17 protein-coding genes are annotated in these 11903 nt (G+C 50.0%); 5 read left to right on the top strand and 12 right to left on the bottom strand.

The annotated features are described in order from the left end of the window. Positions 1–31 precede the first annotated feature (31 nt). Genes R3O62_RS01945 through R3O62_RS01905 form a run of 9 tightly spaced genes read right to left on the bottom strand, consistent with a single transcriptional unit; the run spans position 32 to position 4440 of the window. On the bottom strand, positions 32–235 hold the full coding sequence (locus R3O62_RS01945) for a hypothetical protein (protein WP_004295440.1): 204 nt from the start codon (positions 233–235) through the stop codon (positions 32–34). Further along, positions 219–398, bottom strand: coding sequence for a hypothetical protein (locus R3O62_RS01940; RefSeq protein ID WP_004295439.1), 180 nt, complete (start codon positions 396–398; stop codon positions 219–221). The genes R3O62_RS01945 and R3O62_RS01940 overlap by 17 nt, the downstream gene beginning before the upstream one ends. A 4-nt stretch (positions 399–402) precedes the next feature. Further along, positions 403–669, bottom strand: coding sequence for a DUF6956 domain-containing protein (locus tag R3O62_RS01935; protein WP_004303780.1), 267 nt, complete (start codon positions 667–669; stop codon positions 403–405). 46 nt (positions 670–715) lie between these two features. Beyond that, positions 716–1033 carry a hypothetical protein gene (locus tag R3O62_RS01930; protein ID WP_018697395.1) on the bottom strand — a complete coding sequence of 106 codons (318 nt, stop codon included), beginning with the start codon at positions 1031–1033 and terminating at the stop codon, positions 716–718. 41 nt (positions 1034–1074) lie between these two features. After that, positions 1075–1401 carry a hypothetical protein gene (locus tag R3O62_RS01925; protein WP_004295437.1) on the bottom strand — a complete coding sequence of 109 codons (327 nt, stop codon included), beginning with the start codon at positions 1399–1401 and terminating at the stop codon, positions 1075–1077. Between the two features lie 40 nt (positions 1402–1441). Continuing rightward, complete coding sequence (locus tag R3O62_RS01920) at positions 1442–2725, bottom strand: PcfJ domain-containing protein (RefSeq protein WP_004303775.1); 1284 nt, start codon at positions 2723–2725, stop codon at positions 1442–1444. A gap of 2 nt (positions 2726–2727) precedes the next feature. Beyond that, complete coding sequence (locus R3O62_RS01915) at positions 2728–3138, bottom strand: PcfK-like family protein (protein ID WP_009132163.1); 411 nt, start codon at positions 3136–3138, stop codon at positions 2728–2730. Positions 3139–3183: 45 nt separating this feature from the next. Next, positions 3184–4176 (bottom strand): hypothetical protein, encoded by a 993-nt coding sequence (locus tag R3O62_RS01910; protein ID WP_317472929.1) that lies wholly within the window; start codon positions 4174–4176, stop codon positions 3184–3186. A gap of 12 nt (positions 4177–4188) precedes the next feature. Beyond that, positions 4189–4440: a hypothetical protein gene (locus tag R3O62_RS01905; RefSeq protein WP_004303766.1), complete on the bottom strand. Its 252-nt coding sequence runs from the start codon at positions 4438–4440 to the stop codon at positions 4189–4191. 543 nt (positions 4441–4983) lie between these two features. Here R3O62_RS01905 and R3O62_RS01900 point away from each other — a divergent pair. Together R3O62_RS01900 and R3O62_RS01895 are read left to right on the top strand one after the other, a co-directional pair. Then, on the top strand, positions 4984–5277 hold the full coding sequence (locus R3O62_RS01900; protein WP_004319131.1) for a helix-turn-helix domain-containing protein: 294 nt from the start codon (positions 4984–4986) through the stop codon (positions 5275–5277). Then, the gene (locus R3O62_RS01895; RefSeq protein ID WP_004295430.1) at positions 5274–5585 is read left to right on the top strand and encodes a helix-turn-helix domain-containing protein; all 312 of its coding nucleotides are present in this window, start codon (positions 5274–5276) and stop codon (positions 5583–5585) included. Before R3O62_RS01900 ends, R3O62_RS01895 begins: the two co-directional genes overlap by 4 nt. A 36-nt stretch (positions 5586–5621) precedes the next feature. Here the strand turns inward: R3O62_RS01895 and R3O62_RS01890 are convergent, their stop codons facing one another. From R3O62_RS01890 to R3O62_RS01880, 3 genes are read right to left on the bottom strand one after another with little or no spacing between them, the layout of a single operon-like run. Next, a complete protein-coding gene (locus R3O62_RS01890) occupies positions 5622–5987 on the bottom strand; it encodes a hypothetical protein (protein ID WP_004289443.1) in 366 nt (121 codons plus the stop codon). 28 nt (positions 5988–6015) lie between these two features. Continuing rightward, the gene (locus R3O62_RS01885; protein ID WP_004295428.1) at positions 6016–7305 is read right to left on the bottom strand and encodes a site-specific integrase; all 1290 of its coding nucleotides are present in this window, start codon (positions 7303–7305) and stop codon (positions 6016–6018) included. Positions 7306–7336: 31 nt separating this feature from the next. Further along, positions 7337–8560 (bottom strand): site-specific integrase, encoded by a 1224-nt coding sequence (locus R3O62_RS01880; RefSeq protein WP_032531832.1) that lies wholly within the window; start codon positions 8558–8560, stop codon positions 7337–7339. A 657-nt stretch (positions 8561–9217) separates the two neighbouring features. On the opposite strand from R3O62_RS01880, the gene R3O62_RS01875 reads away from it, so the two are divergent. From R3O62_RS01875 to R3O62_RS01865, 3 genes are read left to right on the top strand one after another with little or no spacing between them, the layout of a single operon-like run. Then, a complete protein-coding gene (locus R3O62_RS01875; RefSeq protein WP_007478987.1) occupies positions 9218–10114 on the top strand; it encodes a BatD family protein in 897 nt (298 codons plus the stop codon). 19 nt (positions 10115–10133) lie between these two features. Then, positions 10134–10847, top strand: coding sequence for a hypothetical protein (locus R3O62_RS01870; protein ID WP_229102941.1), 714 nt, complete (start codon positions 10134–10136; stop codon positions 10845–10847). Further along, complete coding sequence (locus R3O62_RS01865) at positions 10844–11899, top strand: SH3 domain-containing protein (RefSeq protein ID WP_004289472.1); 1056 nt, start codon at positions 10844–10846, stop codon at positions 11897–11899. The genes R3O62_RS01870 and R3O62_RS01865 overlap by 4 nt, the downstream gene beginning before the upstream one ends. The last annotated feature ends 4 nt before the right edge of the window (positions 11900–11903 follow it).

Genomic DNA, 11903 nt, shown 5'->3' with positions numbered 1-11903 from the left:
GTTATCGTCCGATTTTTTTCGCGTCGTATTTTCACGGCCGTTGCCTGCCGTGTTCCCGTTTCCGCCTTTGCAGGGCGAGCAGTTGCCGCAACATGTAGGCATGGTTTTCCCCCACGGTATGCCCCGAGGGCATCAGGTAAGGACTTGCGAGGCACTCCCGGCATTGGCGTACCGCCTCTTTTAAGTCGGTAACGGTTATTTCCGCTCCCGTGATGTCTTTAATCTTTGTTTCCATTCTTGTCCTGTTTTTTTGGTTCGTACCAACTGTCCCGGTAATTTTCTCCCACGAGCGAGAAAATTCCGCTCATGCCGCTTTCAGCGGCGAAATTTTTGGCTTCCCATATACCGGAAAACTCTCCCAGCAGCCGGTAGCCGATGAATAATTTGTACTTGCGCATGATTTTATCGTTTTTCCAGGTTGATAATCGGTGTGTTCTTTTGCAGCCATTCCTTCACGCTGTCCATGTTGTATTCGGATGTGATAACCGCCGTTCGGTCGTCGATTTCGGTGAAGCGCGTAGTTTCATACCCGTCGATCCACTGCTTCAGCGTGGCAACGCCCCACACCTGCGGGTCGTCGAACATGGTGTCGAGCCGCCCGATACCCTCGCCGAAGGTTACGAGCAGCGTTTCATAGGAGATTTCCTTGTTTACTTCATTCGTTTTCATATTCTCGCTTTTTACGGGCGGCTTTTGCCGCCCCGAAATTTTTTAATCAGATAAGTTCCACTTTAACCCTGCTCATGTTCGCCCAGAACACGCCGTTGCAGTAGTAGGCGTAGCCGTTATGCCAGTTGCTCCTGCGGCGTATCACGTCCTGCTCGGGTGGTCGTATCTCGATACTCGTGGTGTAGATGTTGTGTCCCACGGTAATGACGAGGTTGCACCTTCGCCATATCTCGGAATGGGTTCTGAACCCGTTTTTCCCCTCGACGAGCGCAAGGGCCGTCTTGACTGCTTCCCGAACTTCCCAATCCCACTCCCCGAAGGGTTTGAGCGGGCGTGCCATGTAGCTTTTATAGATGATTTTCATTGTTATATTTTTTTTGTAGGGCGGCTTTCGCCGCCCCGATTTTATAATTCGACAATCCTTTCCACTCTGCCGTACAACATGGAGCGTATGCTCGTCTTGTCCACGCCCTTGTATTCCGTGTAATGCCCGTACTGCTTTACCACGAATGTTTTCAGTACATCGACAAAGTTGAAACGATACCCTAAAAGCGGAATGGAGTCCTTGAAATAGGTGTTATGGTTTACCTCACGGGTAATCCAGTCTTTCTCCTCACGGGTGAGCGTTCCCCCGTCATTGAGCCGTTTGCGTAATATGTACGCTTTTGAGCCTGCAAGGCTTTCGAGTGCGGGAACGTCCCACGACACGAATTTATATGCTATTTGGTTCATTCTATTTTGTTTTTGCGGGCGGCTTTCGCCGCCCCGATTTTTATGCTGTCATTCGTTTCCGTATAAGGGACATGTTCCCCTTCATCAGTTTCAGTATTTGCCCGTGGTATGGGGTATTCTTGTTACACACGCCACGGCTCTGCACGACCTCCATGCGTTTTAGGGACACCTCTATCGTTTCGATACGTTTGCCGTCGATTGTAGCCGAGAGTATGAGCGAGTCGGCTTTCAGATAGTATTCGTTGGTAAACACGCAGTGGTGCATGGCCTCGCCCTCCTGCCGTATGGCTTCAACGCTGTCCAATACCTTGATGCGGATTTCCCCGTCGGAAAACTCCACTCCGAAAAACCGTCCTTTGGCTTTGACAAACGAGGCTTCCTGTTCCAACGCCTTGCGCCGTTCCTCCTGCCGCCGTTCCATTTGCATGTGCCGCCGTTTTTTAGCCATGTAGAGGTCATGCGCTGCGGGCAGGTCTGCGGGACACACGAAATGGGCGTTATGCAGGTCTTTCCCGAAAAATCGCAGCAGGTCGATGTAGTCGCACCATTCCGTCGGTTTCCCGATAGCGTACCCGTTACGGATGGCGATACGGATGGCCGGCCAATAGTCTGCGATATTGCGGGAGGAACGGGCGAAAAATCGCACGAGTGCCGTTTGTCCCGCTTTAAGCAGCGTTTCGGCCTTGTTCTCCGAGAGCAGCAGGTGGATAAGGTCGAAAGGGGTTACATCGGGGAGTTGTTTGCCGTAACCGCTTCGGCGCAGTTCGGGGATAAGCCGTTGCCGGGGATAGATGCGTGTGGGCGTGATGTTGTATTTCCCGTCGTTCTCCGCCCGCAGTTCCAATGCGCTCGACCAACTCCACCCGTGAACGAAGAAGCCCATCGGGCGCAGCCGTGCGAAGGTTGCGGAGCGTCCGTCGGGGGCAATCCACCGCTGTACGGCTTCGATATGGGTGTAAACGGGCGTCTGTCCCACTTTCGCCCAACACTCGATATAGACGAAGCGCAGGACTTGAAAACCCTTGCAGCGGGTTACGATGCACAAATACTCGTAATCGTTGAACTTGCGGCGCAGGGTGGTTTCCACTTTCAGCGTGGTGTGGCAGTGCGGACACTCGCACCCTAACAGATTGTCCGTGAGTTCTCCGTTTTCGCTCTGCCACGTGTGGCCGCACTCGGTGCAGGTGATAAGTCCTTTCGGCGTGCGGCGTCCGATATGCTCGATGCAGTTCTTGTACCCCCATTCGATTTGTGCGGGGGTAAGCGGCGGCAGGTGTTTGCTTGCCGCCACGACGTTCTGTTGGAATTTTGTTCTCGGTTTCATAACTAAAATAGACTGGGCATTAGTTTGTTATCTTCGATTTTCTTGGGTTTGGACTTGGCTTTCGCCAACTTGGCGTAGGCTTCGCTCTCGGCCTTCCGTATGGCGTTCCGCCGTGCCTCGGCTTTTTCCTCCTCGGTCAGTTCGACGGTGTGATTGACCACTACCTTGCAACTGACGGGTTTGCCGATGTCGATGTCCTCCTCGTCGTAATAGTGGAGTGCCATAGAGTATATTTCCTCGTCGGCAAACCCGTTGCAACCGCTCTGCCGTACTTGGTTGATGATGAAAGTGCAGCAATCGTCAATGTTCTTTTTCGGGTTGGCGTATCGGGGTGCGAAAAGTTCGTCCTCCCGTGCCCGTGCGTCGAGATAGTTCTGTATCGTCAGTTTGAAATAATCTGTTCCTTGTGCCATGATTTTTTGGTATTGTGGGGCGGCGAGCCACCCCGTGTTCAACATTTATTCGTCCTTTCCGAGAAGCCGTCGCACCTCGTCCTCTTTGGTCTTTTGGAAAATCCATCCCGCTTTCTTCTGCCCGTCATGCGTCAGCCGTGCGTTGAAGCGTCCCCCGAGTGCGTGAAGGGCGTCCTTGACGGGCTTGGTGTCCCCGAATACGGCTATCGCCTTCTCGGAATAGTCCACGATGATAAACCCGCCTTGCACGCTCGTTTCAGTGCGTTCCGCCCGTTTTTCGTCTTTCGGCTCGGGCAGACATATATTCTCCTCGTTTCCTGCGATATATGCCAGCCTGTCGATGTACCATTCACGGGTGTAGTGGGTCAGTTTGCAGACACTCCACCCGTATTTCGGACTTTTGCCGAGCGTGAAAACGGGATAGCGGTGTTCGTTCTTGGGGTCGTATTCGGAGAGGTGCGCCGTTTGCGGGAAATTGGCCGCCGCCTTTCTCAACTCCCCGAAGCCGTTGCGGGAGGTGGCCGAAAAGCCGAGAATGACGGTACGCACGCTTCGGGTGGTCGAACACTCGTAAGAGGGGTCAGTGTATTCCGTTTCGTTGAGTTCGGCGATGATTACGCCCTGCACCCCTTCGGGCATGATGCGGCGTAACCTCTGCGCTCCTATTTCCGCTATGCGGTCATGCTCGGCTTTCTCTTTGGCGGCGGCGATGGCCTGCGCCGTGGCTTGCTCTTCCGCCTGCCTCACGAGCAAAGCCACCTCGAAAGCGTCCATGAACTCGGGGTTCACGTCGTCGTAGTACCTGCCGATACCGAATGTTTGCGAGAGGGGTCGCAAAATGTCCGTTTGGCTGATTTCCTTTGTTTCGGTATCGACCATGTGGTACACGTAGCCACGGGCGGTGTGTTCCACCTTGTAAACGACGTAACGCTTTCTGCTCGCACCCGCACCGATACCGATGATTACCTGGTTTTCCTTGACTACCTGCACCTGCGTGTCCGTGGTAGTCGCTCCGAATAATGAAATGTACTTTGTCATACCTGTAAAAATTTAGAAGATGTGAGTGAATAGGAAATAGAAAAAGCCGGTTAGAGCCACGAGAGAAACAAGGCAGGAGAAAATGCCCCGCAGGATGTCATAACAGAACGTGAAGCCCAAAACGACCCAAATAAAGTCGATACCCCACACGTGGAAGCCCAAAGCCACCGCCCCGACCTTTACCGCCAACCCGACCTTTGCCTTTATGCCAAGTGGAAGGTTGGAGGATTTCTGTTTCCATTTATTTTTCTCTTCGTTTCTCATAACCTTTGACTTTTTTTTTATGCCGTAGCGGAGCCGGTATGGATGGAATCTGTTTCGGTAGCATCAAAAGGTGTCGGGGATAGCTGCTGCAAGATTTTGTCGGAAAATACGCTCGCCCGCAGGGAAAGAGGAAGATTTTGCGGCAAACCGCCCCGCGGCCCGATCTTGCAGCAGCGTGAGCCCCGTAACTACCTTTGCTACTGACAACAGATTTCCATACCGCGCTCCGCGGCATGAAAAAAAAGAGAGGAAAAGGTTATGGGAGAGAAACGGGGAGAAAACGATATGCCGTGAACGCTCGCGAAAGTCGGTTCACGGCTCACCCTGCATGGAATGATAAATCGCCCGCGAACATTTCCTTTCACGGGCGATTGGCGTATCGGAACGTGCCGATCCCGTATCGGCGGAGGATCGTTTCCGCCGGACGTGGCGCCACTCGCTGCCACTTTTAAGACGGATACGTCCATATACCACTGGCTGATAACAAGATACTGTTCATTTGTGTACTTTTGGGCATCCGGGAAACAAAAAATGAAACAGAACATGGAAATAATAAGTATGGACGTGAAGGCTTTCGACGCGCTGGCAGGGCACGTGGAAGCCATTGAAAGAAAAGCCGAGGCGTTATGCCGCAGGCAAGAGGACGTGAGTTTGAAAAAATGGCTGGACAACCAGGATGTCTGTGACGTGCTGGGTATATCGAAACGTACCCTGCAAACCTACCGGGAGAAAGGGTTGCTGCCTTTCAGCCGCATCCGTCACAAAATCTTCTACAAACCGGAAGATGTCGGGAAACTGCTGCAATCGTCGCACTATCCTAATACCGCCGCGTTATGAGCCATTATTTCATCGACAAGCACGATCCGCGTGTGGCGGATCTCTTCCGGCGCTTGGAAAAGGCCGGCAAGGCACTGGATAAACTGGAATCCTCCGGAGGCCGGACACTCAAGGGAGAGCGGTTCGTCACCGACGAGGAATTGTCCCGGCTGCTGAAAATCAGCAGGCGTACATTGCAGGAATACCGCACGGCGCGGATCATTCCCTATTATTTGATTCAGGGCAAGGTACTATACATGGAATCCGAGATACAGAAATTCCTGGAAGATTCCCGGAAGAAATGTATCGGGGGACAGGAATGGGTATAAAAGAAGAACGGCCAAAACGTTGGCCGTTCTTCTTTTTCAGTTCAATATCGTGTTCATGCCGGGGAGCTGCCAGACGACAGCGGTCGTCGTGGCCCTTCGGACAAGCCACCGTCGGAAGGCTTCGGCATTCCCGGATTTTAAGCGGAAAGCCAGCGCGGCGATCATTTCGAGCGAATACAGCTCGACAATACCGCCGTCACGGTTGCGCTCCCGGCGGTAAACCCTCTCCTCACAGAGTATGCCGCTTTTGAGTATGGAGCGGATGTTGCTCCCCACGGCAGGAACGAAGACTCCGAACAGGTCGGCAATCTGGTGGCGCGTGAGCCATACACGGTTCTCCGGCGCGTGGATTTCCACCCGCCCGTTTTCAATGCTGATAGGTTCTCTTGTCGTCATAGTCATACAAATTTATCAATTTTTGTTATACTGTTCAACCGTTTACCGTTATAATATCTGCCGTTTCCGGTTCGTCCTCCTCGTAGAGATTTATTTTCCGGCCTTTGGTCTGTTCTTTCAGCCGTTTCATGTCCTCGTCCACCTTGCGGTCGGTCACTTTGGCGTAAATCTGCGTGGTGGAAATGCTCTTGTGTCCCATCATGCGGCTGACAGTTTCGATAGGCACACCCAACGAGAGCGTGATATGTGTCCCGAAATTGTGCCTCGCCTTGTGAAAGGTCATGTCGAAGCCGTATGTCCGTCCCAGTTCTCTGGTGAGCTTGATGAGATACCCCCGGCAATAGAGGTTGAAAATCCTGTCGCTTTTACGCTCGTGGCGGTATTTCTCGATGATCTGCAACGGCACGTTCAGCAGGCGGATGGCCGAGGGCGTTTCGGTCTTCTGGCGCCGGATGTGTATCCAGTACGTTCCGTCGTCCGACTGCGTGATGTCTTTTTCGGACAAGCGTTTCAGGTCGGCGTAGGACAACCCCGTGAAGGTAGCGAAGAGAAACCAGTCCCGCACCCGCTGGAGGTTGGGTTTATCGACGGGAGTTTCCATCAGCTTTTTGAGGTCTTCGAGTTTCAAATGGCGGCTCTTGCGCCGGGGCAGTTCCGGGTGCAGCTTCCCGTAAGGGTCGCGCCGGAGTGTACCCTGACTGACAGCCCGCTTGGTCATTTTCTTCAACCGGTAAAGATGCTCGTGTACTGTCTTGGGTTTCATTTCACGATCTGTACGTAGGAATATTTCAAAATCATCGTAGAACTCCCGGTCAAGGCTCCGCAACGCTACATCCTCCTTTTCCTTCCTTTTTTTCACGAAGGAGGCTAAAATATTATAGGAGTTCTCGTAACTTTCATAGGTTTCTTCCTTGCGATCCACGCCGACACGCTTGCGGAACTCCTCGTTATGCTCGCGGAACAAGGCAAGGAGGGTGAACGGTTTCTGCCCGATTCCTTCCACGGCGTTTTTGACCAGCTCGGCCGTCACGAAACCGAGGCTTTTACGAATATGACGGTAATGCCCGGTGATTTTTTCGGTCAGTTTCTCTATTGCCAGGTTTACCGTTCGGGCGTTCTCGCTTCGTCCGTTCGCCCTTTTGGTTTCCGGATTCCAAAGCGATGGATCGACAAACGCGTTGATATTGATCGGGGCCGACTTGGCGTCGATGCTTACCTTGCATAACAATTTACATGTTCCGTCCTTGCGGACTTTCGTGCGGTTGATGTAGAACAGCAGGGAGAACGTGCTGCGACGTTTTATCTCTTTATTATTCGTTTCCATAATCGTTGTGAATTTGATTGTCAATGATAGATTAAATAGCTACGGAGAAGCGGCCGGCAATCTTTTCCTCTAAAGACCGGGTATCCATGTCGATCTTGTCATCGGTCACTTTGGCGTAAATCTGCGTCGTGGAAATGCGGCTATGCCCCAGCATTTTACTGACGGTTTCAAGCGGGACACCATGCGAAAGCGTGATCTCGGTGGCGTAGGTATGGCGTGCAACGTGAAAGACGAGCTTCCGTTCAATTCCGCAAATGGCGGCAATACGTTTCAGTGTCCGGTTGAGTTCGTTGTTGCTGTACATCGGCAGCAGTTTTCCTTCCGAGGCCATATCCCGGTACTTGTCGAGGATGAGCAACGGTATGTCGAGCAACGGCACTTCATAGTCGATTTTCGTCTTCTTGCGGGCGGTCTTGATCCATACCTCACCGTCCTCGGCCACTTCCAGATCCTCCGTCGTCAGGCGGCACATGTCCCCGTAAGGGATACCCGTGTAGCAGGAGAAGAGGAACAGGTCGCGGATATGGTAGAGTTTCGGGTCGTGCAGGGGTGTGGTCATCAGCCGTTGTAACTCCGCTGCGGTAAGGTATTTCTGTTCCCGCTCGGGATGTTCGGCTTCATAACCCGCGAACGGGTCGGCAGTGATAATCCCTTCCGCGATGGCTTCCCCGACAATCGTGTTCAACCGTGTGACAAGCAACACGATAGTTCCCAGGGCAAAGCGGCGCTCCGTGCGTAGGTAGAGGTCATAGTTGTCGATGAATGAACGGTTCAGGGCCGTGAAAGGAACATCCGACAACTTGTATTTCTCCTGGATGAAAGCAGCCACACAGTTACAAGCATAGCGGTAAGATTGCGCTGTTCCCTTTTCCCGGTTCACGCCGACACGTTTCTCGAAATGTTCGATGAACGTCCGGAAATAACCCAACAGGGTTTCCTGCCCGAAAGCCGTCCCCAACAACAGATTCCTTATTTCTTCAGCCGTTACATTCTCACGGGTGGCTGACAGTTCGTCATAAATGGCAATGGCTGAAGCTCGCAAATCGTCCAGTTGCCGGTTGATTTCCCGCGCGGCGTTACTTTTACCCGTGGCACGTCCGGATGCCCACAGTGCAGCGGGTACGGACATTTTCGCACTAAAAGCCGCTTCTGAAAATTTGCCGACAACAAGTTTCGCCATGACCGGGCAATGTCCCTCGTCATTCATTTCGCTCTTTTTGAGGTAGAACGTAACCGTTACATCCGTCTGTTTCATAACTCTATTTTTTATGTTGCAAAATTACTTGATATAGAGTTATTTACAGTTATGAAAATTATAGCGGAACAAAGAATAAAACCCCGGATGCCGGTAACATAACCTGTATTTCCATGAAAAACGGAAAAAAACGGTTATCTTTACGGGCAAAATATAGGGTTCTTTGCATGGTGAACGGTAAAACCGCAGGTGGTTAAGCGTTATTTTGCCGGATTATCCGGGGCTAAAAAAGGCAACGGATAAGTAGCAAATCTTTCTCTTAACCTTTCATTATCCTGCATTTTAGCGATTTGGAAAGGTATAGAAGAATTTGGCTTAACTCTCCTCAATACCAAACACTTACTTTATTTATCCAAATTTTGCCGTTTTTTTGCGAGTTCTTCGTATATTTGCAATCGGATTGAGACAACTCTATCCAAGACATATTTAGAAAAGAAAGAAGCGTTATGCTTATCTTGTAAATCGAAAACGTAGGAAATTTTCAGATGTAGTACAAGGAAGGCATAGTGGTTCTCACGCTATAGCGTGGGCTGCTATATCCATATCTGTACTACAGGTTTCCTACGACCTTCGATTTAAGACGTGGCATTTGCAGTTCACGCTTTTATTATTTAATAACAGCCTTCTAAGGACTGGGAAGACATAAAAGAACTTAGGATGATGGATAAATTATCGGTTCACGCAAAAAAGACATTTCTTTCCCAACGACTTATTGCATGGGTATGTTGCTTATGCGCTATCGGAACAGCGGCAAAAGCATACGCAAATAATGATCCTACGTTTACAGTTTCTGCTCCGGAGAATATCGAAATTAATAAACAGTTCCGGCTGACATTTATTGTATCTTTCCCGGAGAAACCTGCTACTGTTGAAATACAGAATCTTGCTGTGCCCGAATTGAAAGGCTTTAAGGTGTTACTTGGCCCCACCAAAAGCAGTGCCACCAATGTGGAAAAAGTAGATGGAGAAATAAACCGGAAATATCAAGAGTCTTATACTTATGTGTTGCAGGCATTACAGGTGGGCAGGTGTTCCATTCCCTCTGCAAGTATTGTGGTGAACGGGCATCAGCTACATTCGCAGCAACTCGCAGTGAATGTCGTACCTGACGGGAAATTACCTCCTTCTTCCGACCCACAACCAAAACCGGATGTCTTTATGACAATGAACGTATCAGAACGCTCTCCTCGTATAAATGAACCCGTCGTGTTGGAATGCAAGTTATATACCACATCCCTTGCAGATAGCCTCGCCAATATGGAACAACTCATCTCTTCGGACGATTTCAAAATAGAACCGATAGATTTGCGGGGCAGCGCATGGCAAATAGAGCATCGGAATGGAAAGAATTATCAGGTGGCGGTGTTCCGGAAGTTATTACTCTATCCCCTACGGGCGGGAGAACTTCGTATAGGAGACCTGTACATGGATGTTTATATCAGGCGGTACAATCTTTCTTCAGACCCGTTTGAAGCATTTTTTGAGGACGGCAACCACCAATTCGTAAAACAACGGGTGAACTGTCAGGGCATCACTCTCCATGCACACGAATAAACAGCTAAAACTTATGGATATGAAAACGAAAACAATTGTAACCGCAATGCTGCTGGCTACGGCGTATGTGCTGTTAGTCAATCTGATGTTCCTGTCCGGTTTCGGTAAGGATGAAATGGTAAAGGTTGGTTGGTATAGTGAGTTCGGAGGAAACAGCACGACTACCCTATATCCTCTTTATGTGTGGCTTAACTTTCCTTACACAGTTTGCTTTTATTTCTTCACGACGCTTTTCTTCGCCAAAGTGAAAGTACACGTAAACAAGTGGCTGGGCGAAACGGCTTTTGTGCTGTGGTGTGTCAGTCTCGTTCCGATTTTGGTGAATACCGTTTACGACTTGTATATGGTATCCAGTTTTGACGGAGATGAAATGTACCGTTCTTTGGAGAATTATTGGGAAACGGAAGGCAAGTCTGATTATCCTTTTATGTGGCTTCTGCTTTCGTCCCGTGTAGGGAATAATCGGAATTGGATGAACGATTTGAATTATTACGGTAATTGGGCGCTTTGGGCAGCTTTCTTGGCATTTGCCATTGTCTTTGCCTTACTGTTTAAGAAAGACAAAGTATTAGGCATTGCGGGTGCGACAGTTATGGTGGTATCTATCCTGCTGAACATGTTTCCGCTGCCATGCGGGTATATTGCCATCGACCTGTGTTGGATTGCATTATGTGCGGCAGTCTTATGGAGATTGCGCCAGTCGTCATTTGATAAACCGTTCGTTTTGCCATGAGAAGATTTTTATTAATACTGGCGGTAGTCCTTTTTGCGATGACCGCTTTTGCCGCCATTGCTCCCGGTCTATATCGGGTAAACGTTAACTCCACGCTCAATGTGCGCAATGCACCGGGTGGGGCTAAAATCGGATCGTTGTCCAATGGAGATCTCGTGCAGGTGACGGCGTGCGAAGATGATTGGGCACAAGTGTCTTTGAATGACGGTCGCACGGGCTATGTGCATGAACAATACCTTGAGCCTTTCTCCACTCTGGCTGCTCCGGCTGGAACATCTTACTCCACAGTCGGTCTTTCCGAACTCCGGCATTATACCCCTTTTGCCATATTGCTGTTTGCCGTCATTGCCTTCATCGGACTACGTACAGATACCAGATCGTTGTTCCACGCAGGTTGCCTTTTATGGGGCGGGGCTGAACTGTTCATGTTCGGAGCTGGGAGTGACAGCGCACTCGTCTGGTTCTGCGACCCTTCGGATGTAGGATGGATATTTACTATTATCAATTTTTTTGTAGCTATTGGCATCCTGTTCTTCCAGTACACTATTTACCGGGAGTTTACGGGCAGTCTTTTCGATGGCTTTTGGAGAAAACTTCTGTTTGGTATCTTTATCATTGTAGGAGTAATCCTGTTCTTAGGTATTTTTAATTACAATAGATACGACAGTATCACCCCTGATTCGCCAGAAACTCCGTTCTTTAACGAGACTTGGCATTTCGTACTTGCTTTCGTTGCCTATATGGCAGTATTGCTCTATTTGTTAAGAGATTGTGGTATTTGGATGAGCCTTTCGTTCACGGTGTTTGCTTTTGGTTTGGGAATTTCTTTTCTTGGAATGTTGAGCACCTTGATACTTGGAGCTTTACTGTGGCTGGGGCTGGCAGCATTCTCCGGCAGTGGAGGGAGCAATGGAAGTCGCGGAAATATCATAATTGAAGATTATGACGGTACGTATGAAGCCTACGAACATGGCTTTGGAATCTACAAAGATGTAACAGGTTCAGGCAAGACGTGGCGAAAGGAGGATTCTCAATATATCAGAATAAATTAAACAT

This window comes from Bacteroides hominis (genome assembly GCF_033042785.2).
Classification (GTDB): domain Bacteria; phylum Bacteroidota; class Bacteroidia; order Bacteroidales; family Bacteroidaceae; genus Bacteroides; species Bacteroides hominis.
Note: the sequence above shows the minus strand (reverse complement) of the source record. Positions and strands in the feature narration are given on the sequence as shown.